At 59.5% G+C, this 25,924-nt stretch carries 18 protein-coding genes; 9 read left to right on the top strand and 9 right to left on the bottom strand.

Annotated features, from left to right (window positions below; genetic code table 11):
- Positions 1–51 precede the first annotated feature (51 nt).
- From icmH to tssB, 8 genes are read right to left on the bottom strand one after another with little or no spacing between them, the layout of a single operon-like run.
- The gene (icmH, locus tag BLU48_RS14095) at positions 52–897 is read right to left on the bottom strand and encodes a type IVB secretion system protein IcmH/DotU (RefSeq protein WP_231989042.1); all 846 of its coding nucleotides are present in this window, start codon (positions 895–897) and stop codon (positions 52–54) included.
- The gene (gene tssK, locus BLU48_RS14090; protein WP_057024161.1) at positions 890–2,236 is read right to left on the bottom strand and encodes a type VI secretion system baseplate subunit TssK; all 1,347 of its coding nucleotides are present in this window, start codon (positions 2,234–2,236) and stop codon (positions 890–892) included. Before tssK ends, icmH begins: the two co-directional genes overlap by 8 nt.
- 37 nt (positions 2,237–2,273) lie before the next feature.
- Positions 2,274–3,626 carry a type VI secretion system lipoprotein TssJ gene (gene tssJ / locus BLU48_RS14085; RefSeq protein ID WP_057024160.1) on the bottom strand — a complete coding sequence of 451 codons (1,353 nt, stop codon included), beginning with the start codon at positions 3,624–3,626 and terminating at the stop codon, positions 2,274–2,276.
- The gene (gene tssG / locus BLU48_RS14080; RefSeq protein ID WP_057024159.1) at positions 3,623–4,645 is read right to left on the bottom strand and encodes a type VI secretion system baseplate subunit TssG; all 1,023 of its coding nucleotides are present in this window, start codon (positions 4,643–4,645) and stop codon (positions 3,623–3,625) included. The genes tssJ and tssG overlap by 4 nt, the downstream gene beginning before the upstream one ends.
- Entirely contained in the window at positions 4,609–6,375 is a 1,767-nt protein-coding gene (gene tssF / locus BLU48_RS14075; RefSeq protein WP_057024158.1) for a type VI secretion system baseplate subunit TssF, read from the bottom strand. The genes tssG and tssF overlap by 37 nt, the downstream gene beginning before the upstream one ends.
- A gap of 7 nt (positions 6,376–6,382) precedes the next feature.
- Positions 6,383–6,796 carry a type VI secretion system baseplate subunit TssE gene (tssE, locus tag BLU48_RS14070; protein ID WP_057024157.1) on the bottom strand — a complete coding sequence of 138 codons (414 nt, stop codon included), beginning with the start codon at positions 6,794–6,796 and terminating at the stop codon, positions 6,383–6,385.
- Positions 6,797–8,269 (bottom strand): type VI secretion system contractile sheath large subunit, encoded by a 1,473-nt coding sequence (gene tssC, locus BLU48_RS14065; RefSeq protein WP_057024257.1) that lies wholly within the window; start codon positions 8,267–8,269, stop codon positions 6,797–6,799. It abuts the gene before it with no gap.
- Between the two features lie 37 nt (positions 8,270–8,306).
- Complete coding sequence (gene tssB, locus BLU48_RS14060; RefSeq protein WP_057024156.1) at positions 8,307–8,810, bottom strand: type VI secretion system contractile sheath small subunit; 504 nt, start codon at positions 8,808–8,810, stop codon at positions 8,307–8,309.
- Positions 8,811–9,126: 316 nt separating this feature from the next.
- On the opposite strand from tssB, the gene vasI reads away from it, so the two are divergent.
- The 9 genes from vasI (at position 9,127) to BLU48_RS14015 (ending at position 24,462) form a co-directional block, all read left to right on the top strand.
- Complete coding sequence (gene vasI, locus BLU48_RS14055; protein ID WP_231989041.1) at positions 9,127–9,786, top strand: type VI secretion system-associated protein VasI; 660 nt, start codon at positions 9,127–9,129, stop codon at positions 9,784–9,786.
- Positions 9,774–11,192, top strand: coding sequence for a type VI secretion system protein TssA (gene tssA / locus BLU48_RS14050; RefSeq protein ID WP_057024155.1), 1,419 nt, complete (start codon positions 9,774–9,776; stop codon positions 11,190–11,192). The genes vasI and tssA overlap by 13 nt, the downstream gene beginning before the upstream one ends.
- Positions 11,193–11,196: 4 nt before the next feature.
- Positions 11,197–13,719, top strand: a complete 2,523-nt coding sequence (locus BLU48_RS14045; RefSeq protein ID WP_057024154.1) for a type VI secretion system Vgr family protein — start codon at positions 11,197–11,199, stop codon at positions 13,717–13,719.
- Positions 13,716–15,521, top strand: a complete 1,806-nt coding sequence (locus tag BLU48_RS14040) for an esterase/lipase family protein (RefSeq protein ID WP_057024153.1) — start codon at positions 13,716–13,718, stop codon at positions 15,519–15,521. The genes BLU48_RS14045 and BLU48_RS14040 overlap by 4 nt, the downstream gene beginning before the upstream one ends.
- Positions 15,509–16,765, top strand: coding sequence for a T6SS immunity protein Tli4 family protein (locus BLU48_RS14035; protein WP_057024152.1), 1,257 nt, complete (start codon positions 15,509–15,511; stop codon positions 16,763–16,765). Before BLU48_RS14040 ends, BLU48_RS14035 begins: the two co-directional genes overlap by 13 nt.
- A 161-nt stretch (positions 16,766–16,926) precedes the next feature.
- Positions 16,927–18,075 carry a T6SS immunity protein Tli4 family protein gene (locus BLU48_RS14030; RefSeq protein WP_231989061.1) on the top strand — a complete coding sequence of 383 codons (1,149 nt, stop codon included), beginning with the start codon at positions 16,927–16,929 and terminating at the stop codon, positions 18,073–18,075.
- A 161-nt stretch (positions 18,076–18,236) separates the two neighbouring features.
- Positions 18,237–19,367, top strand: a complete 1,131-nt coding sequence (locus BLU48_RS14025; RefSeq protein ID WP_231989060.1) for a T6SS immunity protein Tli4 family protein — start codon at positions 18,237–18,239, stop codon at positions 19,365–19,367.
- 79 nt (positions 19,368–19,446) lie between these two features.
- A complete protein-coding gene (gene tssM, locus BLU48_RS14020; RefSeq protein ID WP_057024149.1) occupies positions 19,447–23,088 on the top strand; it encodes a type VI secretion system membrane subunit TssM in 3,642 nt (1,213 codons plus the stop codon).
- 51 nt (positions 23,089–23,139) lie between these two features.
- Positions 23,140–24,462: a hypothetical protein gene (locus tag BLU48_RS14015; RefSeq protein WP_057024148.1), complete on the top strand. Its 1,323-nt coding sequence runs from the start codon at positions 23,140–23,142 to the stop codon at positions 24,460–24,462.
- Positions 24,463–24,588: 126 nt separating this feature from the next.
- On the opposite strand, the gene BLU48_RS14010 is transcribed toward BLU48_RS14015, so the two are convergent.
- Entirely contained in the window at positions 24,589–25,509 is a 921-nt protein-coding gene (locus BLU48_RS14010) for a hypothetical protein (protein WP_057024147.1), read from the bottom strand.
- Between the last annotated feature and the right edge of the window lie 415 nt (positions 25,510–25,924).

Here is a 25,924-nt window from a genome sequence, read left to right as displayed (position 1 = left end):
CCGACACGGCCATGCTTTGCAGGCGCTCGGGATGAGCGCACTGAAAATCGGTTACAGGTGCAGCACCCGCTCCAGCGACACCAGCACCTGCTGGGTGATGGTGTTCAGGCGGATGGAGTAGATCGTGTAGGCAACCGTCAGTACCACGGCGGCCATGGCCCAGGGCGTCCACAACGGCCAGGCGCGTTTGATCCGGTAGTTGCGCGGCGCGACGTTTTTCAGCGGGTCGGTCAGGCGCTTGGGCGTCTCGCCACGCAAGGGGCGCAACAAGCCGTGCAGTTGGTCGATGATCTTCTGTATTTCGTCGTCGCCCTTGATATGGGCGCCATATTTGCCCTTGAGGCCGGAGATCAGGCACTGGTACATGAACTCCAGCACATGCTGGTACCGGGCCGCTTCGGGGATCATGTTGTTCATGACGGTGAAGAATTTTTCGCCGCCTTGGGTTTCCCCGTGGAACTGGCTGAGCAACGAGCGTGCGCTCCAACTGGAGAGCCGGCCCCAGGTGGTGCGCATGACCACCTCGTCAATCAACAGGCACAGGCTGTAGGAATAGGCCTTGAGCATGCCGGCGTCGTAGTCGAGCTGGCTGACTTCTTCCATGATGGTGGTGATCTGGTTGCTGACGCTCAGGTACAGCGCAGGTACGTCATCGTGGTGGTCCAGGCGGCGCAGACGGATCACCAGGCCGATCAGTGGTGTGGCGGCATCGCACAGCGGGTTCCAGGCCACGCCGCGCAAGTCGAATTCAGGATCGGCGAGCAGTGGTTCAGGTTTTGGTTTGGGCGGTACTGTTTCGACAGATTCCGGCTTGCCTCTGGAGTGCTGCACCAGTTCATCAAACACTGGAGTATCGGTGTCCGACTCAGGGTTGGCGCTGTTTTTCACGTCACTCATCTCTCTCACTCCTGATCGCCCAGAACTGCAACTCCAGCTCCGGGAATTCACCGGCGATATGGAAACCGAACCCGCTGCCACTGCTCAGGCTTTGCCAGGCGGGGTGATGGCGGTCGAGCTCGAAATAGCTGAATCCGGCATGGAACGGCAGGTGGCGCGGCGCCACCGGCAGCGGCCGCAATGGGATGCCCGGCAGTTGCAGGCTGACCAATTGCTCCAGCCCTTCGGTGGAGGTGATTTTGATCTGCCGGGGCAGTTGCTGGCGCAAGGTTTCCGCGGGTAGTTCGGCGCGCACGGCGAGGATGAATTCGGCGTTGTCCAGCAGGCGTTTGTCGTTCAAGGCGGCGCTGCGCACGCCGTACTGCTGATCGACGATCGGCAACGACACTGCACGCGGTTGCAGAACGGTGCCCAAGGCGCGGCGCAGGGTGTGCTCCAGTATCTGGAACGACTCGCGCAGGTTGTCGTGCTGGTAGGCCGGGTATTCCTGGGGCAGGTGGCCTTCATCGGTAAAAGTCACTAATTCGCCGCAGGCTTGGGCCAGTGCGATGTACAGCCGCTCCGGGTGGACCTGACGTTGGCGCGCCAGGTGCTGGAACAGCGGGAACAAGCGGTTGAGGGTTTGCAGCAGGTTGAAGTCAGTGACATCAGCTACACCCGACTGCCCCGGTGAACCGATGCGCTGGGCCAGGTTTTTGGCGCGTTCACGCATCAGGCCGGCCACTTCACCCAGGTAGCGATACAACGCCGGCACCGCTTGCAGGGACAGGCTGGTGGGGTAGAAATGCTCGTCCATCACCAGGCTGCCGTCCGGGCGTTTGTCTTTGATTCGGCCCAGGGCGATGCCGGTAAAGGCACTGCGGTCGCTGCGTTCGAGCATCAGTTGCAGGTTGGGTACAGCCAGGTCCATGCCGACCTGATCGCCGTCATCGCTGTGGGTGTCGCGGATTTCTTCGCGGCGGGCGATGTAGCGGCTGTTGCCGTACTGGTCGGGCCAGCGCACTTCGAGGGCACCGTTGGAACGCAGTGGCAGGGCCAGGTAGACGATCTGGCCGACCGCGCTGCTGTCAGCGATCTCCAGCGGGGAGGGCGGTGCCAGGTCGTGGGGAATGTCGAAGACGCTGCCGTCGGGCATGATCCCGCGTGCCCGGGTGATGGCGATTTTGCCGAAGCTCAGGTATTCGTCGTTCAACGCCAGCTCGCTGAAGCCGTAAAGGGCGTCGTTGAGGCTGTGCAGGCGCTGGTGCACGGCGGCTTCGGCGGCGCGGGCCTGTTGCTGGAAGTGCTGGGGTTTGACGAACAAACCTTCATGCCAGATGACGGGGTTGCGTGAACTCATCGGTGGTTACTCGGGGCAAAAGCGGCTGAAAAAGGCGTCATCGGGTTTCTCCTTTGAGGCTGACCTGGGCGGCATCCAACTGCACCAGTACGGCGTACTGGTGGCCTTTGGGCTCGACACGCAGGCGCTGTTTCCACTGGCCGACATCGGTGCTGTGGTAATTGGCGATCACCGCGATAAAGCGGGTGTCTTCATCCAGGGCGCGCAGGTCGATGAACTTGAATTGGCCGGGGTTGAGCAGGTAGTCGTCGGCGCGGATGTAGGTGCTGCCCAGGGTCTTTTTCAGGTCGTCGGCCATGGACTGGGGGCTGGCGTTGATCAGCAGCGAGTCATCGGTGAGCTGCAACACCTTGAAGGCAATCGGCGTGGCGACGTGCTGCAATGCCGGTTTGCCCCAGGGCGTGGTCAGGCTCACACCCTGAGCGTCGTAGTCACCCAGCAGCGCGTCTTCGATGGGCGACATCGGCACGACGGGGGCAGGATCCTCCCTCAGTGGCGACTGGGCCGGTACGCTTTCGTAAAGGTGGTTGAGCAAGGTTTGCACCTTGTCTGTCAGCGCCTTCGGGCTGGTTGCCTGCACGTTGAGGGTGTAGGGTGAACGGCTCGCGTCTTCATCCAGTGCCGTGCCGGTGCTGATCAGGCGTGGGTTGACGTCGTCGCTGGCGTACAGGCTCAGGGAGTAGCGGCTGGGCTGATCGTCGGGGCCGCCGACCGGGATCGACGGCGTCCAGATCACCTGGCCGATCTTGCCGAGCATGGTGCAGCCGCCGAGGGTCAGGCAGGCCAGCAACAGGGTGCCCAGACGCAGGTTGCTGAACAGAGTGCTGGAACGTTTTGGAACCATTGGGCGAACTTTAGGCGGCTGCTTTTTTGAAGGCGGCGCTGCTTCCAGTGCTCGCAGCGGATCGCCTTGCTCCGTCAAATCCACGGGTTGGCACAGACGCTCGAACTCCGGGCAGGTGGCAGGTCGCTTATCCACCTGTGGCCGACTCGGCAGGTCTTCCTGGTGCCACACGTGCATGCCCTCAGGATGCTCGCCGAGCAGCTCATCGAGCGAATGCTGCCCTGGGGCGTGCTCGCCCAACTGCACCGCAACCTGATACGCACCAATCTGCAACCGATCACCGTCGTTGAGGCTTATCGCAACATGGCGCTCAAGCGGCAGGTCGTGACCGTTGACGTAGGTTCTGCCGCTGCGGTCGATTACGCAGAAGCGCCCTTCGACAACGCGGATGTCGCAGTGGTTGGGGCATACGCTGTTGTGGCGATCTTCCAGGCGCCAATCCACCGCGGCACTGCCGATGCTGCCGCCCTGGGGGCCAAACCGGTGAAGGGGCAAATACCCGTGCAGCAACTGCGCGGGATTGTTGATAACCAGGGTCAGCTTCATGCGCGCCCCCGAATCCGCACCACGGCGGGATGACGTTGTTGCTGATGTTCGATAAAGCTGGTCCAGCCCAGGTGGGTGCCGCTGGCGCGTTGCAGGTTGAACGGCGGTACATCTTCTTCGCGCAGCCCCAGTTCCAGGTCGTAGGCGGTGGCGTCGCGCAGCAGAAAATCCATCAACTGGCGCAAGCGCCCGAACTGATCGCCGCTGGGCAAAAACTGCCGAAAGCGCGCCTGGGTCAGGTTGGGAATGACGAGGGTGAACTTGCTGGCGCGGGTCTTGCTGCGGTCACCCACCACGAAATCGCTTCCGAGAACACCGTTGGCTTTGCCAAGTAACAGGCGCTGGCGTTGGTCCAAACTCACCGAGCGCGCCTCGAATTCACGGATATGCACGCCGTGCAGGTCGAAACAATGTTCGACGATACCGGACACCACCGACGGCGAGCGGCTGCGGTTGGCGATCAAACCGGCAAAGCTCAACAATCGGCCCCATGGCAGTGGCGTCGCACCGCGCAGGTCGTTGTCGTTCAACCCGACCATGGAGAATACGTAGCGCGAAAAGCGGTCGCTGGCCTCGGCCTGAAAGCGAATGTAGTAGCGGTACTTGCGCCAGCTGGTGTGCAGCAGGGTCAGCAAGCGATGATTGAAAAAATCCATGAACGCCGGGCGAATCCCGCGCTCCTGGGCCTGCTCGTAGGCCAGGCGGTCCAGGTAATAACCGGGCAAGGGCGAGTCGGTACCGTGCAGGCCAAAGAAGCTGGTCTGCAAGCGATAGCGCACTTCTTCGCGGTCCTCCTCAATGCGTGCCGCTTCGACCACGTCGGAGGCCGGAAAGCCCAGCCCGGCATGGCTTTGCAGGCGCACGCGGCGTCTCGCCGCCGCACTCAAGGGCTGCGCCTCCAGGTCATCGCCGTGCAAAGCGTGCAGATGCTCCAGCAGACGGTGAAACGAGTAGTTCCGCGCGTCGGCCAGCAGCACATCGGCTAGATCACGGGTTGTCTGCCGGTCAACAGTGGCCATTCGTAGCACTCGTTGTTGGTGGTATTGATCACTTCCAGGCGGTGGAAGGAGTTGATGCTCGCGTAGAGGGCGAAGAAGTGCGAAAGCACACTGGCGAACAGGTACAGCTCGCCTTCGCAGAGGAAGGCGTTCTGGTCCAGTTCCAGGCGGGTCTGTACGCCACGTACCGGCTGGCCCTTCATCAGCCAGTCGATGGGGGTGGTCACGGCATTCTGGATACCGTTGAGGCGCTTGCGGGTAGCGCGGGCCTGTTGCAGGTCGTGCAGGGCGGCGAAGTCATAGGCGCGGATCACCGCCTTGAGCGGCTCGGCCGACAGCAACGACAGGTAGTTCAGCGACAGGTTGGAAATCAGCGTCCAGTGCAGGCTGGCATCCAGCACCGGCCGGTAGCTTCGGGTCGGTGCGATCAGGTTGGTGTAGGTGGCGAACGAGGGCGTGACTTCGGTGGACAGCGATACATCTCCCACGCCCAGCAACTGCGGCAAATCTCGGTTGCTGCAGGTCAATTCAATGGACGCTGCTTCATGCTCACCGATGTAGAGGCTTTCATCACCGCGCACAAAAGCAATGCGATGACGTAAGCCTTCACGCCCATGGGACTCTTCGATATGCGTGCGGAAATACAGGGCGGTGTGGCCCCGCGCGTGTTCGATCTCATGCTGGAACGACTCGAACGGGGTAAAGCGCCGCAACGGATCGCCCTTGCGCTCCTTGTCGGCGGCATCCCAACCGGCCACCTTGTCGACGCTGAAAATTTCAAAGGCTTCGGGGCGGTTGCCGCTGGGGCTGATACGCCGTTCCAGGCTGCGCCCGTCCAGCGCAATCGGATTGGCGTCGTGACGAAACAGGTTGACCGCCGGCGCGCAGTACAGGTGCAGATCACTGGTGCGCAGGCGGATATCAGGCGGCATGGGCCGGCTGAACTGAAATTCAAAGCGCAGGCTGGTGGCGCTGACCTCGGGCCAGACGCGCGCCAGCTGGGTCAGGCTGAAAAAGTGAAAACGCTGCGGGAACACAAAATACTCCTGCAGGATCCGGTAGCCATCGAACACATTGCGCGGGTAGGGCAGCAGCGCCTCGTCGGGTGTGAAACCGGGAAAGCCGATAGTGTTGGTCGGCAGGCGATAGCTTTGCTTATCAATGTGCAACGTGACGCTGTCCAAGTAGTGGGCGAGCCACAGGTACAAAGTCATGGCGATGGCGTTGTCCCCACCCAAATGAAAATCCAGCTGGTCGCAGGCCATGCTGGTCAGCGGTTGCTCGGTCAACACCTTGAGGTCGATGCGCATCACCGAGGCCTCGCGACTGTGGGCATCGCTGACTTCCTGCAACGCCAATGGGTACAGATTGACTTCAGTGCAGGTACGAAACTGGCAAGAGACGCCATCCACCGGTTTGGCAAACAGCGGCGTGCCTTTGGGGATCACCTGGCGCTGGCTGATCGCATCCGCCAACGGTGTAAAACGGATGATGGTCGCGCTGGGCAGGGGCCGCAGGTAATTGGGCCAGAGCATCTGCAGCAGCGGATGGGTCAGCTCCGGCAAATCGTCGTCGATCTTCATGCCCAGTTTGGCGGTGAGGAAGGCAAAGCCTTCCAGCAGCCGCTCCACGTCCGGGTCGCCGGCCTGATCACCGAGAAATTGCGCCAGTTGCGGGTTGTCCTCGGCAAACTCGCGGCCGAGTTCGCGCAGGTAGCGCAGCTCCTCGGCAAAGCGTTGTTTCAAGTCCATTGCATCCTCATCTCACGCGGGTGTAGCCGTCGCGGCCGTGCATGGCCACCTCGATCTGCACCTGTTCTTCCTTGTGGTTGACCTGCACCTGGCAATCCAGGCGGAAGTTCAGCTCCAGCGGCAGGTCCGGGTCGGGCTGAAAGCGCACGCCCGTGACCTTGATGCGCGGTTCAAACGCTTCCACCGAACGCCGGATATCGGTGCTGATGGCCACCACCAGGTCACTGCTGGCCTGGGTGACACCATTGAAATCGCGCAGGCCCAGCTCAGGGCTGCTTTGCGAGCAGCCCTGGCGTGAGTTGAGCACCTGTTCCAAGTGGCCTTTGATCGCCTCGACACGCTGGCGCGCCTGTTCATCCGCGCTGCCGGGGCGGTAGCGCGGTGCGTCGGGTTCCAAGCGTTCGAACAGGCTGGCACCCACTTATTGGGTGTCCAGCCGACCGACGAGGGATATCTCGAAGTTGGCGCCCATGTACTTGAAGTGCGGGCGCACGGCCAGCGACACCTGGTACCAGCCTGGATTGCCTTCCACGTCCTGCACCACGACTTTTGCGGCGCGCAAGGGGCGACGGCTGCGCACATCGGACGAAGGGTTTTCCTGGTCGGCGATGTATTGTTTGAGCCAGTCGTTCAGCTCGCGCTCCAGGTCCTGGCGTTCCTTCCAACTGCCGATTTGTTCGCGCTGCAGCACCTTGATGTAGTGGGCCAGGCGATTGACGATAAACAGGTACGGCAACTGGGTGCCGAGCTTGTAGTTGGTCTGGGCTTCCTGGCCTTCGCGGGTCTTGGGGAAGTTCTTCGGTTTCTGTATCGAGTTGGCAGAGAAAAACGCCGCGTTGTCACTGTCCTTGCGCATGGTCAGCGGGATAAAACCGGCTTCGGCCAACTCGAATTCCTTGCGGTCGGAGATCAGCACTTCGGTAGGAATCTTGGCCTGCAACTGGCCGAGGGATTCATACAGGTGCACCGGCAGATCATCCACCGCGCCTCCGGATTGCGGGCCGATGATGTTCGGGCACCAGCGGTAGCGGGCGAAGCTGTCGGTGATGCGCGAGGCCATCAGGAACGCGGTGTTGCCCCACAGGTAATTGTCGTGATTGCCGTCGACGGTTTCGTCGTAGCCGAAACTGCGGGCCGAATTGTCGTCGGTGCTATAGGGCGCGCGCAGCAAAAAGCGCGGCAGGGTCAGTGCAAGGTGGCGGGCGTCTTCTGATTCGCGCAGGCCGCGCCATTTCGTGTGGCGTGGGCCATCGAAAATGTCGCTGACTTCCTTGAGATCAGGCAGGCCTTGGAAGCCTTCCAGGTTGAACAGCTCAGGCCCGGCCGCCGACACAAACGGCGCATGGGACATGGCGCCGATGGAGGCCACATAGCTGAGCAACTTGATGTCCGGCGAGCTGGGGCCAAAGGTGTAGTTGCCGACGATCGCGCCCACCGGCTCGCCGCCAAACTGGCCATATCCGGCGGTGTAGACGTGCTTGTACAAGCCGCTGCGGGTGATGTCGCCGGCGTTGTCGAAGTCGTCCAGCAGTTCCTCTTTGGTGACGTGCAGCATTTCCAGCTTGATGTTCTCGCGAAAGTCCGTGCGATCCACCAGCAGCTTCAGCCCACGCCAGGCCGACTCCAGTTGCTGGAACTGAGGCTGATGCAGGATCACGTCCATCTGCTTGCCCAAGGCGCGGTCGATTTCAGCAATCATCTGGTCGACGCGGTGCTTGTTGACCGGTTGCTGGTGATCACCGCTTTGCAGGATTTCGCTGATGAACGCAGCCACGCCTTGACGGGCAACTGCATAGCCCTCCTGGGAGGGGCGGATTGTGGTGTTGGCCAGCAGTTGATCGAGCAAGGACGGCTGTTCGTCAGCCACCAATACTTGGGCAGCGGCGCTTTCCATAGGCATGGGGAGTACTCCGTTGAGAAGGGCGTTCAAGTCAGTTGTTGGGCGCGTCGAGCACCAGGTTCAGCTCACTGGCAAGGCGTTGACGGGCGGTTTCATCGGTCAGCAGGTTTTGCAGGTGTTTACGAAAGGCCGGGACATTGCCCATGGGGCCCTTGAGCGCAACTAAGGCTTCGCGCAGTTCCAGCAACTTGTTCAACTCCGGTACTTGGCGGGCGACCGCATCGGGGCCGAAGTCATTGATGTTTTTGAATTGAAGTTGCACGTTCAAGTCGGTGTCTTGGTCGTTGTTAAGAACAGACGGAACCGCCATGTCCAGAGCAACTTCGGCTTTGCTGAGTACTTCATTGAAGGTGTCTTGATCTATTCGAACGGATTGCCGGTCCTCAAGGGCGCTTAGTTCACCGTGGCCTTTGAAATCACCCGTGATCAACAGCTTCAGTGGTAACTCGACTTCGGCTTGTTGATCACCTGTGGCTGGGACGTACTTGATATTGATGCGTTCTTTAGGCGCGACGGAACTTTGAGATTTCGACATGGGAAAAGTCCTTTTTTGAAGGTGGCGCTATTAAAAGCCCATGTTTCATAAAAAGTCATGTCGGACGAAGTCGATTCATTTCGTGGTCTCGGGATGTAAGAAAATTCCATGTTTAATGGTTTTATTGTTATGGTGAAAATTCGTACGCTATTTGGTTTTATTGTCTGAGGGGTGCATCTGATATTTAAGTGCTTTGCAGAAAAGTAGTGCCTCTGGCTTGCCTGTCCGTTATTTAATAGTTCGCGAAATTGCTGTGGTCGAGGGTGGGTTTTATCTTCGTCAATAGTAAAAGTTGAATAGTTAGAGGGAGGCGCTGATGCGCAAAGGATGGCAACGTTGGCGTTGGATTGGGGGCCTGTGTACGGTACTGATTGCCCCGCAAGTAAATGCACAAGATTGCCCGGCGATCGTGTCTCCACTCAAACGCCTGGAATGCTTTGACCTGGCTGCCGGCACGCCCATCTATCATCCGCCTGCACCGCCGCGCACCCTGAGTCGGGTGCTGCCGATTGTCGATCTGGTGCAGCGCAATGAGGCCAAGCGCCCGCCCGAGGACCAGCGCTTCTTGTTATCGTCATTCCCAGCGCCGGACAACGCTCAGCCACCCCGGCTGGTCATCTCGGCGCCCGCCTTGGGCGCATTACCGCCCCGGCCCTATTTGGCCATCAGCTGCGAGTCAAAAATTTCGCGGTTGCAATTGGTGTTGGATGAACCGGCCAAGCCCAACAAAATCCGCATTCAATTGTTCAAGGACGAACGTCCGGTTTCGGCAGCTTATCAATGGCAGGTGTTGGACGACGCGGGCCTGGTAGTCGATGCCGGGCGCGGCCTGCAGGCGATTTCCTTGTTGCGCAACATGGGCGGTGGCCAGCGCCTGCGATTGGAGAGTGACTATCCGCGGCTGCACGGCCTGGTATTCGATGCCGAGGGGCTGGGCGAACTGATCGAACAGGAGCGTCAGGCATGTCGCTGGTAATCGATGTTCCGGTCGATATTGTCGAGCGGCTGTTGGCCCCCATCGACGCCGAGCAGCCTGCTGGGCATTTCGATGTGGAGGACGAGACCTACCAGGCCATCGACCAGGAGATGGTCAAGCTGGGCGGCTTGCGCGAGAGCGATATCGACTGGCCCTACATCGACGAAGCCTCCCGCGATTACCTGGCGACCCAGTGCAAGCACTGGCGCATCGTCGGCCATTTGCAAGTGGTCTGGTTGCGTACCCGCCAGTGGGTACGCTGGGCCGATGCTCTCGGGCTGATTGCAGGTATGGTCGAACAGTATTGGGACAACGCCTACCCCAAACCCGGCCCCACCGGTTACCTGAACAAGCGCAAGCAGTTTCAACGCTTGCTGGAGGATCTGGGTCAGGTACTGCCGACCCTGGAACGCAGCAGTTTTGAACCGGCCTATCAAGTGGCGGCGCAACGGGCGCTGGCTAACCTGCAACAGTGCGTCGACAGCGCCAAGCTCGACGCCGCAGCGTTGGACACGTTGCAACGGCAGTTGGACAAATACAGCGAGCCGGCCGCGGTGAACGCGCCTGCCCGTACGCCCACTGCCAGCGGCGCTCTGGACGCGGCCTTTTTCAGCCCGCCTAAACCGCAAGCGCCAAGTAACGAACGTGAACAACGCCGCGCCGTGTTGAACATGGCCGAGCAGATCAATCAACAAGACCCCTACGACCCCACCGGCTACCAACTGCGCCGCTTCGGCCTGTGGTCGCATTTGCGCACTGTGCCTCCCATCACCCGCGACCGTCGCACTGAATTGACCGCCGTGCCCAAGGACATCGTCGACGGCTATCAGGACGCGCTGAACCACAACGCCATTGAGCCGAACCTGCTGCTGCGCATCGAAAAAAGTGTCTGCGCCTCGCCGTACTGGCTGCGCGGCAGTTACCTGGCCGCCGAGGTCGCCTCGCGGCTGGCGATGGAAGAAGTGGGGGCCGCCATTCGCCAGACCTGCGAGCGGTTTGTCTGCCGTTTGCCGGCCGTGCTGGAGTTGTGTTTCAGCGACGGTACGCCGTTCGTGGATGCGCAAACCCAGGCCTGGATCACCGGCGCCGATCAGGCGCAAGCCACCGGCAGCCCGGTGCAGGAATACGCCGGGCTGCGCGACGAACTGGCCAGCCAGCTCAATAGCGAAGGCGTGGAAGTGGTGCTGCTGCGCCTGCAGGAACTGCACGCCACCCATGACGCCCCGCGCCAGCGCAGCTACGCCACGGTGATTGCCGCTGACCTGCTGGCATCCCGTGGCCTGTCGTGGCTGGCGGATGACCTGTACGCCAGTGTGGCGCGGCTGATGCGCGAGACCACGGCGCAGGGGTGGGAGCCGGAGTTGTATCGGAAAGTGGCAACCATTATCAGTGAACGTAAGGACTAGTCACGTGCCTCGCCAAAGCGATCTGCGTTTTACCTTCGAACCCCTGAAAGGCGACGCCTTCGACGTTGTTTCGTTCAAGCTCGATGAAAGCCTGTCCCAGCCGTTCAAGCTCACCCTGGAACTGGCCAGCCACAACGCAGCCATTGACTTCAATAACGTGCTCGACCTGGCGGGGCTGTTCACGATCTGGCGCGGTGAAACTCCGGTACGTTACGTGCACGGACTGGTCAGCCTATTCACTCAGGGCGATATCGGCTTTCGTCGTACCCGCTACAGCGCGATCGTCGAACCCACCTTGGCGCGCTTCAACCTGCGCTCCAACTGGCGCATCTTCCAGGCCCAGACCGTGCCCGACATCATCACCAGCGTGCTGGCCGAGCAGAAACTGACCGACATTCGCAGCGAAATCTGCTTCGAACACCAACCCCGCGAATACTGCGTGCAGGCCGGCGAAACCGACCTCGACTTCATCGACCGCCTCGCCGCCGAAGAAGGCCTGCTCTACACCTTCGAGCACCGCGCCGACGGCCACACCCTGGTCCTCACTGACCGCGTCGGCGGCCTGGGCACCATCGGCACGCACACCGATTGTCCCGTGATCTACCAGCCAATGGCCGGAGGTGACTCGATGGAACCGGCCTTGAGCCGCTTCCACTACACCGAACAGGTGCGCACCGCCGTGCAGGTGCAGCGCGACTACACCTTCACTCACCCGCGCTATAACCAGCAGCACACCGTCACCGGCGATCAGGACCTGAATAACCAGCACAAAGACTACGAACGCTACGACTACCCTGGTCGCTACAAGCGCGACATCGCTGGCAAGCCCTTTACCAAGACCCGCCTGGCTGCGCTGCGCAACGACGCCAAGCTGGCGCATCTGGAAGGTGATGACGCCCGCCTGCAACCGGGGCTGGCGTTTGATCTCAGCGATCACCCACGCGAGGACTTCAATGATCGCTGGCGCACTATCGCCATCACCCACGAAGGCAAACAACACACCAGCCTGCAGGAAGAAGCATTTGGCAGTGACAGCGGCACATCCTATGAACTGAAGGCCACGGCCATCCGCTGGACCTCCGACTGGAAAGCGCCGATAGGCAACAAACCACGCATTGACGGCCCGCAGATCGCCACCGTGGTCGGCCCGCCGGGTGAGGAGATCTATTGCGATGAATGGGGCAGGGTCAAGGTGCAGTTCCCGTGGGACCGTTCGGACAAAAACAACGACCACAGCTCGTGCTGGATCCGCGTCACCCAAGGCTGGGCCGGGGCGACCTGGGGCTCGATGGCCATCCCCCGTGTGGGGCAGGAATTGGTGATCAGCCATCTGGACGGAGATCCCGATCAGCCGATCGCCATTGGGCGAGCGTACCGGCAGACCAATTTGCCGCCCTATGAGCTACCCAAGCTGAAAGCTATAGCAACAACCAAAAGCCGCGAGTTCGGCGGCACCCAGGCCAATGAGTTGCGTATTGACGACACCACCGGGCAAATCAGTGCGGCATTAATGAGCGAGCACACGCACAGCGCTCTGCACCTGGGTTACCTCACGCATCCACGTCACTATGGCGGTGGCCGGCCAAGGGGCGAAGGCTTTGAATTACGCACGGATGGTCATGGTGCGTTGCGTGCAGCAAAAGGATTGTTGCTGACTGCCGAGGCGCAACTGAAGGCTGGTGCGGGTCAGCTAGAGCGCCAGCAGGTGATCGAGGTGTTGCAAGCCGCCCTGACATTGGCCAGACAGCTGGGAGCATCTGCCGAAAATGCCCAGGCAATTGCCCTGAATGCGCAGCCGCAGCAGTCCCTGACTGATGCCGTGAATGCGTTGGGCCACGGTGCCAATGATCAGGCCAATGGCACCGGCAATGGCGCGCAACCCATCATCGCGTTGAGTGGGCCTGCCGGTGTCGCTGCGGCGACGTCCCGCAGCATCGTCATGGGCGCAGGCGAGCATATCGACAGCGTTGCCCAGCAGAACCAGCAGCTCACCGCGGGTAAAAAAGTGGTCGTCAATGCGGGCGACGAAATCGGCCTGTTCGCCCAGGGTGGCGACATGCGCCATATCGCCCATAAGGGGCAACTGCTGTTGCAGGCCCAACACAACAGCATTCAGGTGCAGGCAGACCAGAGCGTGGAAATCAGCGCCAGTCAGCAACATGTGTTGGTCGCTGCCGACAAGCACATCACCCTGTTGTGCGGTGGGGCCTATATCAAGATGCAGGGCGGCCATATCGAGCTGGGCATGCCTGGCAATTTCACGGTGAAAGCCGCGAACAAATACTTCGTTGATCCAAGCCATGCCGCAGCGCAACTCAATAGCTGGCCCAGCACCTCGTTCAACGAACGCTTTCAGACCTTCTTCGCCAACGGCCAACCCATCCGCAACCGTGCCTACGCGCTGGTGCGCAAAGACGGCGCACGGTTCGAAGGCCGCACCGATGGTGATGGCTTCGTCACCCTGCAACAGGGCATGACGCTGGAAGGGCTTGCACTGCAATGGCTTGAAAACGGAGAACCCGCATGACCGACAACCCATCGGCGCCTCGTGTTGCGCCCATGACCTACAACGCTCGGGGCAACCCCGTGCATACCTGGACCCTGACGCCCAGCCACATCACCGACCCGGTGCACTGCATATTGCCGCCGGACGGGATTTTGCCGGTGATTTTTGTGCCGGGGATTATGGGGTCGAATTTGAAGAGTAAGCCTGCCGAAGAGGAAGGCGGGCAGCAAGAGGAGGCTGGCGTACCCGTCTGGCGGCTTGATGCGGGGTTCATGGGCAAGAATATGTGGCTGGCCATGAACTGGATCAACAAAAAGGCCGGTATACGACAAAAACTGTTGCACCCGATCAGGGTGGAGGTTGATAACGAAGGCGCAGTGCCCAAACGTCCTGCTGGCACGGTCACAGCGCAGTCGGGGCCGGACAATAAGAACACAACACAGGCCCTGAGCAAACGCTACAGGGAGCGCGGCTGGGGCGAGGTCAGTGAAACCAGCTACCACGCGTTTCTTCTTTGGCTGGAAGACACCCTGAACAACCATTTCCTGCCTCACCAATGGCCGCAATTCGACATTCGGCCCGAGCATCTGCATACCGTTGCTGTCGAGCCTGGGCCGACTCATATCACTCGGTTAAAACCCGAAACTCCCATTGCCATGCCGGGATTGGGGGCCACCCTGGCCAGCCAGTTGCCGCCGGTTATCTCGGATGAGTTGTTGGCGCGCGGTGACTATCGAATGCCGGTGCATGCGTGTGGGTATAACTGGTTGGATTCCAACGAGCAGGCGGCACTCAGGCTGGCCGAGCGCATTGAAGAGCTGATGCACCAATATGGTCGCAACTGCCAGCAGGTGATTCTGGTCACGCACTCCATGGGCGGCCTGGTAGCAAGGCGCTGTGCGCAACTGCCAGGCATGAGCGCCAAGATCGCCGGAGTGGTGCACGGCGTAATGCCCGCGACGGGGGCGCCAGTGGCGTATCGCCGATGCAAGGTTGGCATGAGCGACGAAGACCCCATTGCCGGTGCGGTAATTGGCCCAAGCGGGCAGGAAGTCACTGCGGTGTTCGCGCAGGCGCCCGGTGCCTTGCAATTGCTGCCGACCCAGGATTACACGCCCGGCTGGCTTAGGCTGGTCGACGACCGGGGCCTTTCGGCAATGCCGCGCCAACCGGTAAAAGATCCTTACGAAGAGATCTATTTACGTCGTGACCGTTGGTGGGGGTTATTGCGCGAAGAATGGTTGGCGCCCAAGGATGGTGATGCGATCACGTGGGAGATTTTTGAGGAAAACATATCGGAAGCGAAGCAGTTCCATCTGACACTCGCGGGCTCCTATCACCCCCAAACCTACGTCTACTACGGCAGCGAAGACAAGCACCCCAGCTTCGAGTCCATCACCTGGAAAATGACTCGCGGGGCCACTGTCAATGGCCTCCACGGCTCACGCCCCGATAGCTACACGGTTTCAAATCTGCAGATGCATCAGGTCCGCGATGACGGCCGCAGCCCGGTTTACGTCGGCGGCCACGAGCAATCCATACCACCCATGCGGGGCGATCCCGATGCGCCCGTCAAAACCGTGCAGACCAGCTATTGGGAGCTGCATTGCAAAATGCAGGACGACTCCGGCGACGGCACCGTACCGGTCAGTTCGGGCAGCGCACCGATAAAACATGCTCGCAACGGTGGCGTCCGCCAGCAAATCAAGGCGCCCGGCTTTGATCATGAAGCGTCCTACGCCAACCCGTTAACACAGCAATTCACCCTCTATTCAATCATCAAAATAGCGGCGAAAGCCAAGAGGCCCCTATGCGTCGGCTGATCATTCTTTTTGTCTGCCTGGTGCTGGGGCCTCTCGCCGGCTGTGCGGCCTTCAAACAACCCAGCAAACAGGAGAAACGTAACGTGAGTGAAATGACAAGCAACATGCGCACCTGGGCGTTGGGCCGAGGCTTGATTGATTTGCCGGCCAACTGGAGTGGTGGTGGCGACGTGAAGCTCTACTACGGGTTGGGCGCCGATCACTCGTCGGTTGAAGTACGTGTGTTGGGAGAGGGTGTGACACAGGAGCGGTTTGATGCCGCATTGAATGAGCGATCGCATCGAATCGCAGCGATCAAAAACTATATGCAGTCTGATGTACCCATGCTGGTTTCGGCTAGGAGGGAGACATCGAAAAGTGTCATGTTGCAGTACTACATGCGCATGACTCAGCGCCAAACCTTCGTTCACGAACTCCACCTGCTGGTCGATGACGTCTATGTCATGCTTCGCGCGGACTCCTTTAAAGGCAACACCGCCCCGGTTGAGGCACGCCTTTTAAAACTCTCCAAAGAAATATTCAAAGTTACTGCACCACAGAACGCCGGTGCAGGCTTTGCCCTGGGGCCGATTGTGATCCGAAGTCATCACGATCAGGAGATCGCCAGCTTCTATTTTCGCCCACCAGCTTCGGATGTATCGCTGACCATCTACATCAACGCGCTCTCACCGGATGACGAAGAACGCTTGCACGTGCGCACCCAAAAAGACACGAAGATTTTCCTCGCCGGCGATTACGAGAATCTGCGTGCTGGGAAAATCACACTGGCCGACATGCAAGCCGAAGAGTCCTTGATCGGTTTCAGCGACGATACTCACCGTCAAATACTCTTTGTCAGCGAGAACTATCGAAACAATCCCTCCCTGAGTCGCCCAGGCATGAGCATCCGCTTATCGGCGGGTGGAAAAAAACGCTCCGCCATTGATCCTGATAAGCCAAGAGACCTTGTCCGCTGGACCCTTCCCGAATTCGCCAACAAAGGCTACAAACTGCCGCTTTGGCAGCTTCCAGCACCTTCAGAACCCGTCAACCCCTCACTCACCGACTACGAAGCCATGGCCGTGTGGGATGCAATCCTCAAGTCCGTGCGCATCCGCTACGGCGCGGTCGCGCCCAAGCCGGATCCCTGGGCCAATATTCGCGGGCCCAGTGCCGAGGAAGCTGCCGAAAGCAAACGCATCCTCGATGAGTTCATCGCCAGTTTGGAAAAGCGCAGGTCGTTACCAGGGGATAGCGATCAATGAATAGCGCCCGCCGGCTTTTTTTTAGCCGCCTTCACCGTCAACCCTCCCAACTCCTTTTGTGCAGGCGGCGCCCTTTTTTTATGTGCCTGACGTTTGCGTTGCTTGCGGGGTGCGCCGCTTTCAAACAACCCAGCGAGCAGGAGAAACGTAACGTGAGCGAAATGATTACCCACATGCGCACTTGGGCGCTGGGCCGAGGCTTGATTGATTTGCCGGCCAACTGGAGTGGCGGCGGTGACGTGAAGCTCTACTACGGGCTAGGCGCCGATCATTCGTCGGTAGAGGTGCGAGTCTTGGGAGAGGGCGTGACGCAGCAGCGGTTTGATGCCGCATTGAACGAGCGTGCGCACCGAATCGCGGCGGTCAAGAACGATGAACAGCAGAACGCATCTATGTTGGTTTCAGCAAGTCGTGAAACCCCGCAGAAGATATGGCTGCAGTATTTTGAGAGCACCGAAGTCCCAGACACCTTCGTCCACGAATTCCATCTGCTGGTGGGTGACGCCTACGTCATGCTCCGCGCCGAATCCTATGACGGTGATACAGCCCCCGTTGAGGCCCGCCTGTTAAAGCTGTCCAAGGAAATATTCAAAGTTGCACCTGAGAACGCCGGTGCAGGCTTTGCTCTGGGGCCGATTGTGATCCGAAGTCATCACGACCAAGAAATCGCCAGCTTCGATTTCAGCCCTCCTGCTTCAGACGTATCGCTGAACATCTACATCAACGCGCTCTCACCGGATGACGAAGAACGCTTGCACGTGCGCACCCAAAAAGACACGAAGATTTTTCTCGCCGGCGATTACGAAAATCTGCGCGCTGGAAAAATCACACTGGCCGACATGCAAGCCGAAGAGTCCCTGATCGGTTTCAGCGACGATACTCACCGTCAAATACTCTTTGTCAGCGAGAACTATCGAGACAACCCCTCCCTGAGCCGCCCTGCCATGAGCATTCGCCTTTCAGCAGGAGGTATGAGCGCAGGTCCAATAGACCCCGATGAACCAGAAGACCTCGTTCGATGGACCCTTCCCCAATTCGCCAACAAAGGCTACGACCTCCCGCTTTGGCAACAGCCCGCCAGTCCGGACCCCGTCAATCCCTCACTCACCGACTACGAAGCCATGGCCGTGTGGGATGCAATCCTCAAGTCCGTGCGCATCCGCTACGGCTCGGTCGCGCCCAAGCCGGATCCCTGGGCCAATATTCGCGGGCCCAGTGCCGAGGAAGCTGCCGAAAGCAAACGCATCCTCGATGAGTTCATCGCCAGTTTGGAAAAGCGCAGGTCGTTACCAGGGGATAGCGATCAATGAATAGCACCCACCGGCTTTTTTTTAGCCGCCTTCACCGTCAACCCTCCCAACTCCTTTTGTGCAGGCGGCGACCTTTTTTTATGTGCCTGACGTTTGCGTTGCTTGCGGGGTGCGCCGCTTTCAAACAACCCAGCGAGCAGGAGAAACGTAACGTGAGTGAAATGACAAGCAACATGCGCACCTGGGCGTTGGGCCGAGGCTTGATTGATTTGCCGGCCAACTGCAGTGGCGGCGGCGATGTGAAACTGTTCTACGGGCTGGGCGCCGATCATTCGTCGGTAGAGGTGCGAGTCTTGGGAGAGGGCGTGACGCAGCAGCGGTTTGATACCGCACTGAATGAGCGATCGCATCGAATCGCAGCGATCAAAAACTATATGCAGTCTGATGTACCCATGCTGGTTTCGGCTAGGAGGGAGACATCGAAAAGTGTCATGTTGCAGTACTACATGCGCATGACTCAGCGCCAAACCTTCGTTCACGAACTCCACCTGCTGGTCGATGACGTCTATGTCATGCTTCGCGCGGACTCCTTTAAAGGCAACACCGCCCCGGTTGAGGCACGCCTTTTAAAACTCTCCAAAGAAATATTCAAAGTTACTGCACCACAGAACGCCGGTGCAGGCTTTGCTCTGGGGCCGATTGTGATCCGAAGTCATCACGATCAGGAGATCGCCAGCTTCTATTTTCGCCCGCCAGCTTCGGATGTATCGCTGACCATCTACATCAATGCACTCTCGCCTGATGACGAAGAGCGCTTGCACGTGCGCACCCAAAAAGACACGAAGATTTTTCTCGCCGGCGATTACGAGAATCTGCGTGCTGGGAAAATCACACTGGCCGACATGCAAGCCGAAGAGTCCTTGATCGGTTTCAGCGACGATACTCACCGTCAGATACTCTTTGTCAGCGAGAACTATCGCGAGAATCCCTCTCTAAGCCGCCCGGCCATGAGTCTCCGTCTTTCAGCAGGGGGTATGAGCGCAGGCCCGATTGACCCCGATGAACCAGAAGACCTCGTTCGATGGACCCTTCCCCAATTCGCCAACAAAGGCTACGACCTCCCGCTTTGGCAACAGCCCGCCAGTCCGGACCCCGTCAATCCCCCTCTCACCGACTACGAAGCCATGGCCGTGTGGGATGCAATCCTCAAGTCCGTGCGCATCCGCTACGGCGCGGTCGCGCCCAAGCCGGATCCCTGGGCCAACATTCGCGGGCCCAGTGCAGAGGAAGCCGCCGAAAGCAAACGCATCCTCGATGAGTTCATCGCCAGCTTTGCGCAGCGCAAGCCATGACACTGAGAAGGCCTTTAACGAGAGCAAAGGGGACCATGTCTGTGGGTAACGAATTCTACAAACACGCTAGGAGCGATTCATGAAAACGGTCTGGGGTTACCTCAAACGCTGGGGCCTGCCGGTGCTGCGGCAGTTCAACCAGGCGGTGCCGGTATTGGTGCTGCTGGGCGTGGTGTTTTTGTTGATCGCCATCTGGTGGCTGGGCCCGCAGTGGACCTGGCGCGAGCGTCAGCCGCTGGGTGAATTGGCGATGCGCGTGTCGGCCAGTGTCGTGGTGCTGGTGGTGCCGCTGCTGATCTGGGCGTGGCGGGTGCGTAATCGTTATCAGATTCTGCAGGTTGAACGTCAACATGAGGCGGCGGTGCAGGCCGATCCTTGCCTGCCGTATGTCGAGGCGCAGGAGAGGGCCTTGGATCGGAGTCTGGGCAACCTGCTGAACAACATGGAGCGCCGCCGTTCGCTGTATCAGCTGCCGTGGTACCTGGTGCTGGGCGAGGAAAATGCCGGCAAGACCAGCCTGATCACGCGTTCCAACCAGAGCTTCGCTTTGTCCCATGTGACCAAGGCGGGGGTCAGGGCCCATCAGGAAGAGCAACTGGCCTATCCGGTGGATTGGTGGATCGGTGACGAGGCGGTGTTGATTGATCCACCGGGTGAATTTCTCAGCCACCCGACTTCACCGGCTGAACACGTCGAGCAGCAGGGCAAGGTCAAATCGGTGCTGCCTACGGGCACCCACGCGCGCCTTTGGTCGCATCTGCTTGACTGGCTAACGCGCAACCGCAGCCGTCGAGCATTGAACGGCGTGGTGCTGGTGATCGATGTACAGGCCTTGCTGGCGCAACGTCCCGAACAACGCAAGGCCCACGCCAACCTGCTGCGCACCCGGCTATTTGAGCTGACACGACAGTTGGGCACGCGCTTGCCGGTGTACATCACGCTGAGCAAGTTCGACCTGCTGGAAGGCTTCGAAGAATTCTTCGCACGGTTATCGCGCAGCGGGCGCGAAGACCTGCTGGGCTTCACTTTCAGCCTGGATGCGGTGGATGATTTCGATGCCTGGCTGGCGGAGCTGACCCGCGAATACCAAACCTTTGTCGACTGCCTGACCGAGCAGGTTTTCAATAGCGCCAGGGAGTCGCGCACATTGGATGAGTGTGATCGCTTGCAGGCGCTGATGCATCAGATGGGGGGCTTGCGCCCGGCCCTGTTCGGCTTCCTCAGCGAAATGCTCGGCAGCGATCGTTTCACCACGCCGGCGTTGGTGCGCGGGCTGTATTTCTCCTCGGTGCTGCAGCAGGGCACCCTGGGCAACGCTTTCGTCAAAGAAGCTGGTCAAGCCTATCAACTGCCGCCACCGCCACCCGAAGTCAAACCAGCCGGTGGCACGGCGATCTACTTTGCCCAGCAACTGTTCCAGCGGGTGATCTACCCCGAAGCAGGCTTGGCGGGCGACAACATCAAGGTGGCCCGCAGCAAGCGGCGGTTGCTGATCGCCGGGTTCAGCGTCGCATCCTTGGGCTGTTTGGTCGTCATCGGCACCTGGCAGTTTTACTTCAATATCAACCGCGACAAGGCGGCCAATGTATTGGCCAAGAGCCAGGAGTTCAGTGAGCGGGACATCGACGCCAAGGTCGACCCCACCGGGCGCAACCTGTTGTTGCCCCTGGACCAGATCCGTGATGCGGTGCTGGTCTACGGCGACTATCGCCAAGCCTGGCCGTTGCTGTCGGATATGGGGTTGTACCAGGGGAGGGCGATTGGCCCTACCGTGGATGAGGCGTACCTGAATCTGCTGTCCAAACGCTTCCTGCCGGCGATTGCCAGTGGTGTATTGGATGCAATCAACACCGCGCCCGCCGGCAGCAATCAGCAGCTGGCGGCCCTGCGTGTTTACCGCATGCTCGAAGAACGCCAAAACCGCCGCCCGGCCATCGTCGAAGAATGGGTCGCCAAGCAGTGGCAGCGCGCCTATCCAGGCCAGGGCCAGTTGCAGGCCGACTTGATGGGGCACCTGGGCTACGCCCTGAAATACGCCGACGCCGATCTGCCGCACTACCGGGAGCGCATTGCCCAGGTGCAGCAGCAATTGCGCCAGTTGCCCATGGCCGAACGGGTCTACATGAGCCTGAAACAGGATGCCCTGGAGCGTTTGCATCGCCCGCTGGACCTGCGCAATGAGGTCGGCCCGGCGTTCGATATCGTCTACCGCCCGCTCAACACTGATCAAGAGGGCAGCGGCCTGCAGTTGCCGCCGCTGCTCACCGCCAAGGGTTTCAAAGACTACTTCGAGCCCGGCACCGAGGGCATCATCGAACTGGCGATGATCGACCAGTGGGTGCTCGGCGAGCGCCAACGCCTGGACTACTCCGACGAAGACCGCAAAGTGCTGACCCAACGCATTCGCGCCCTGTACAGCGCCGACTACGTGGACAGCTGGCGACGCGCACTGAATCAGTTCGCGGTCACCGACTTCGACGACCTCAGTCACGGCGTGGCGGTGCTGGAGCAAGTCACTGGCCCGGCCGCACCGCTACGACGGTTGCTGGAAACCCTGCGTGACAACAGCGTGATCTACCCGGCCGTGCCCTTGGCTGAAGGGCAAGCGCCGCTCAAGCTGGACAAGGTGCCAGAGGGGCAACAACAAGCAGCAGGGATTCGGCGTGCATTCTCCAGTCTTTCAGAGCTGATCAGCGCACGAGGCGAGCAGCCGTCTTACTACGAAGAAACCCTGCGCTCGGTCAGTGCCGTCTACGACTATGCCAAAACCGTGCACGACAACCCCGATCCCGGCAAGGCGGCGCTGAAAACCGTACTCAACCGCTTCTCCCTGGACGGCGCTGACCCGATTGCCAACCTGCAACGCGTCGCCGTGGGCCTGCCCGAACCGCTGAACCAGCACGTCAAAAAACTCGCCGACCAGACTTCACAAGTGTTGGTCATTGCGGCTTTGCGCGAGTTGGAAAAGCGCTGGGACAGCGAAATCTACAGCTTCTACCGTGACCGCCTGGCGGGCCGCTACCCGTTCAAGGCCAGTGGTGAGGACGCCTCGCTGGACGATTTCGAAGCCTTCTTCGGCCCCCAGGGCCGCCTGCAGCAGTTCCACGATCAGTACCTGAACGTGTTCCTCAAAGACAACCTCGACGCTCTGTACTCCGACAGCCTCGGCGGCTACCTGGTGCGCAACGATGTGTTGGAACAGTTGAAAAAGGTCGAGCGCATCCGCGACACCTTCTTCAACCATCGGGGCCACCTGGCCGTACAACTCACCATCGAACCCCTGGCCCTGAGCGCCACCCGCCTGAGCAGCATGCTCAGCGTTGACGGTCAACTGATCCCCTACCAGCACGGTGCGCCGCAACGCACCGGGCTGGTGTGGCCCAACAGTCTGGGCAACACCAACGGCAGCCAACTGACCTTGGTGCACAGCACCGGCAATACCGCCAGCATGAGCTATCGCGGGCCGTGGTCGTTGTTCCGCCTGCTCAGTCGCGGGCACCTCAATGGCCGCACCGACACCAGCGTGGACCTGACTTTTTCTGTCGCCGACGGGTTGATGCGTTATCGGATTGGGGCAGAGAAGGCCAACAACCCGATCACCCAACGCAGTTTCGAAGGGTTTGTGCTGCCGAGAACACTGCTGGAAGAGCGTCAAACGAAGAGAGACGTAAACAAGGTTGGGGGTGTCGCCGCAACAGCACTCAGCGATGCACGCCCATAAGTCAGCGATGACTGAATACGAAATAAATACACACGAAACAGGACTGTTTACATGGCAATCAAGCTGCAAATGTTGACCGAAGATCCTAAAGAAATTGAGCTGATCGAGCGTTACTGGGCTGTCGATGAGTCAGGGCAGTACCTTGAAAAGGTGAGTGCGCTGACGGACGTTATTGAAATGGCACCAGGCGTTACACTCGCCAGCTTCATACGGCAACGTTGCAATGCATTCGATGACAATCAGGTCTGTCCCAAGTGCGCAGAACTGATCGAAATCAAAAATCGCTCCGAGGCTAAAAAAGTCCCTCAACGTTCCTCCAAGCTTTGTACGCTGTGTCAGAACGATCAAGATGCGATTGCGCTTGCGGCTAAAAAGACGAAAGCCGCAGAACTTGAACGGCAGTTGGCCGAATACGTAGGCATGCAGTTAACCCGCACGGTGGATTACTCAGCGCTACCGGACGCTCAGGTGTTGCTTCTGCTGGCGTTGGACAGGGCCGTTACCCCGAGATTAACCAATGGCGGCTTCAGATTAGGCGATTGTCGAGGCCTGGCGCCTCGGTATGTCGGTGACTTCATGCTGCAATTGCGTGAGGCAGGGCTTGTCCTTGATGACCCGAGTAAAGCAAGTCCGGGGACCTACTATTGGAAAGGCGATGAGATTTGGGTATTGGGGGATCAGGTTGTCTATCGTTTGGCGCCAGATGCTGCATCAAGGAGTGCGGACGAAGTCATTCGTAGTCTGTCGGATAGGGTTTATACCGATGCTGACGAGCTGTTCAACCTGTGGCTTGATTATGCAGTCGCTGATGTCATGCGCTATTTGGGCGCTGAGTGCGAACTCTATAACCATGATCTGTCGGAACAAGAGCTGGCAGAAATTAAAAGTACGATGCGCGCGGCATTGCACACCTACAGCGTTTCACAGCTGTGGTCGGTGGCCTGGAAGGTTGTCAGGGACGCTGCAAGTTTAGCGAATCGCGAGTACTACAACCGTTCCAAAGCGGCAGCAACCATTCCAGGAAAGATTCGGCGCAACTTGGAGAAGGTGCAGCGGGAGTCGATTGAACTCAAGGCGTGGAGCCGCCCGGAGCACCACCCCGCGGGCACATTGGGGATGGTGTTGGGCGAGATTTTGGGGGTTGATGAAAATACCTCTGGTCATAGAGTCTCTTCCCTTATTGCCTGGCTCACAGGGCAGGCCTGTTCCTCTGCTATCGAAGCAGCGCTAGACGAGCCGATACGGGAATTGATGACCCTGGCGTTGTCCCACGACATCGGCGCTTCAGTAATGCTGCGGTTCGCAGAGATGATTCGTGCCGGTCATGACGTCGGTTCTGCTATTGAAGAAATTGGCGAAGCGCTCCGGTCGTAAAGCGGGCGAGAATAGAAGAAGCTGACAGCAAGCTCTAGCCTACCTGGGAGACGCCCAACGCAAACGAGCCCGCCAGTGCCTCTGGCTGGCGTGGCAGAGACGTGGCGGCTGATGCGTATAAACCAATCACAAAGCATCCGCCCTACACGCGCCGTCGAAATTACCGGTTCTATTTCGAATGTACCGAGTGATGCCTTGCAACAACTGGGCAAAACGTTGGGCATAGATATCCCCCACCGATGGAAGCAACCAAGTGCTGTTGATTTCCAGCTGAACGCTGGGAACGCCGAGGGAAGAAGCAAACCGTGTCAGCGTCTGATTCTTGGTGGCAGGGAAGTAGTTGTCTGAGAAGTTCCGAAGCCCTTCCTTGCGCAATGCTTTACGCAGACCCGAGACAATATCGGTGCGTCCCAGTAACGAAGCCCCCTCCATGGTGCCAAAGTCGACATCATAGGGGCGCGAGGTGCTGCTGCCGTGAAGGTCAATCAATAACTGCGGCTTCTGCTGTTTGATCAGCTCGGCGACTTGTGCCTTGAAGGCATTGTCGTCGTAGTAGTTGGGGTCTGAGGGGCTGCGGTATTGGGTATATATAACGGTCGCGCAGGTCAGGCTATGGAGCAGTTTGGCCAGTGCGGCGGTAGCCGCCCCGTCCGAATAGCGATAGTCGCCTTCTCGATAGGGCTGCGTGGCGTGAGGCGCGGTGATGAGGACAGGTGTCGTGCCCTTGAGCACCACATACCAAGCGGTGTCGGTGGGGGCGGCGGTGGCACTTTGAGCCTCAATCGTTGTTTCAAGCGTTATCGCTTCTTGTATCTGGGCCGGCTGGATGAGGGCGCGTTCTGCCTGCGCCAGCCCGGTGGTGGTGAACAAGCCGATAGCCAGCGTTACGCGGATGGCACGTGATAGGCCTGCGACGTTCACTGCTTGATCAGGATCAATGACTCGGCAGGCGGATTGATCGGGCACAACTGACCGCAAAGCACACGCGAGCGTCGAGCATTCATCGGCTGCTGTAGTGTCGAGATGACCTTTTCTGAGGCGAGGCATTCAGTAATCTCCATGACTGATCCTCATCGATTACGACAGGCAAGGGTGCTAGCCTAATCAGAGACCAGTGATTCTGATGTAGCGCTCATTTTTAGCTGGGCAATCGCAGGCGTCTACTGTCATACCTGACAGTTTTTCAAACGCTTGTGCGCTCCTGCCCGAATACTCCCTGCCCAAGACCTGCACGTTCCGGCATTGTGGTAGCGCATTACCGCCGCCGTCTCCACCAGCGTGGTACTTCTTTTTGCCCAGCTCCCCCACATCGGGTTTCAGAGCCTCCACGGACAAAAAGGACGTTTTCCATGCCCATCAACCCACCTGACGCCATTCCCGATAACCTGGTCGCCAGAGCCGTCGGCGTGCAGTTCATGCATCACCCCACCTTGATCTCCGTCGTCGGCCAATGGCTGGACCG

The sequence above is a fragment of the Pseudomonas synxantha genome (genome assembly GCF_900105675.1).
GTDB lineage: Bacteria > Pseudomonadota > Gammaproteobacteria > Pseudomonadales > Pseudomonadaceae > Aquipseudomonas > Aquipseudomonas synxantha.
This window is presented reverse-complemented; position numbering and strand designations above follow the sequence as displayed.

What these genes read in the sequence shown, in the direction of transcription:
- icmH (WP_231989042.1), bottom strand. Translation starts at nt 897, where the DNA reads ATGAGTGACGTGAAAAACAGCGCCAACCCTGAGTCGGACACCGATACT.
- tssK (WP_057024161.1), bottom strand. Translation starts at nt 2,236, where the DNA reads ATGAGTTCACGCAACCCCGTCATCTGGCATGAAGGTTTGTTCGTCAAA.
- tssJ (WP_057024160.1), bottom strand. Translation starts at nt 3,626, where the DNA reads ATGAAGCTGACCCTGGTTATCAACAATCCCGCGCAGTTGCTGCACGGG.
- tssG (WP_057024159.1), bottom strand. Translation starts at nt 4,645, where the DNA reads ATGGCCACTGTTGACCGGCAGACAACCCGTGATCTAGCCGATGTGCTG.
- tssF (WP_057024158.1), bottom strand. Translation starts at nt 6,375, where the DNA reads ATGGACTTGAAACAACGCTTTGCCGAGGAGCTGCGCTACCTGCGCGAA.
- tssC (WP_057024257.1), bottom strand. Translation starts at nt 8,269, where the DNA reads ATGGAAAGCGCCGCTGCCCAAGTATTGGTGGCTGACGAACAGCCGTCC.
- tssB (WP_057024156.1), bottom strand. Translation starts at nt 8,810, where the DNA reads ATGTCGAAATCTCAAAGTTCCGTCGCGCCTAAAGAACGCATCAATATC.
- vasI (WP_231989041.1), top strand. Translation starts at nt 9,127, where the DNA reads ATGCGCAAAGGATGGCAACGTTGGCGTTGGATTGGGGGCCTGTGTACG.
- tssA (WP_057024155.1), top strand. Translation starts at nt 9,774, where the DNA reads ATGTCGCTGGTAATCGATGTTCCGGTCGATATTGTCGAGCGGCTGTTG.
- BLU48_RS14040 (WP_057024153.1), top strand. Translation starts at nt 13,716, where the DNA reads ATGACCGACAACCCATCGGCGCCTCGTGTTGCGCCCATGACCTACAAC.
- BLU48_RS14035 (WP_057024152.1), top strand. Translation starts at nt 15,509, where the DNA reads ATGCGTCGGCTGATCATTCTTTTTGTCTGCCTGGTGCTGGGGCCTCTC.
- BLU48_RS14030 (WP_231989061.1), top strand. Translation starts at nt 16,927, where the DNA reads ATGATTACCCACATGCGCACTTGGGCGCTGGGCCGAGGCTTGATTGAT.
- BLU48_RS14025 (WP_231989060.1), top strand. Translation starts at nt 18,237, where the DNA reads ATGACAAGCAACATGCGCACCTGGGCGTTGGGCCGAGGCTTGATTGAT.
- tssM (WP_057024149.1), top strand. Translation starts at nt 19,447, where the DNA reads ATGAAAACGGTCTGGGGTTACCTCAAACGCTGGGGCCTGCCGGTGCTG.
- BLU48_RS14015 (WP_057024148.1), top strand. Translation starts at nt 23,140, where the DNA reads ATGGCAATCAAGCTGCAAATGTTGACCGAAGATCCTAAAGAAATTGAG.
- BLU48_RS14010 (WP_057024147.1), bottom strand. Translation starts at nt 25,509, where the DNA reads ATGCCTCGCCTCAGAAAAGGTCATCTCGACACTACAGCAGCCGATGAA.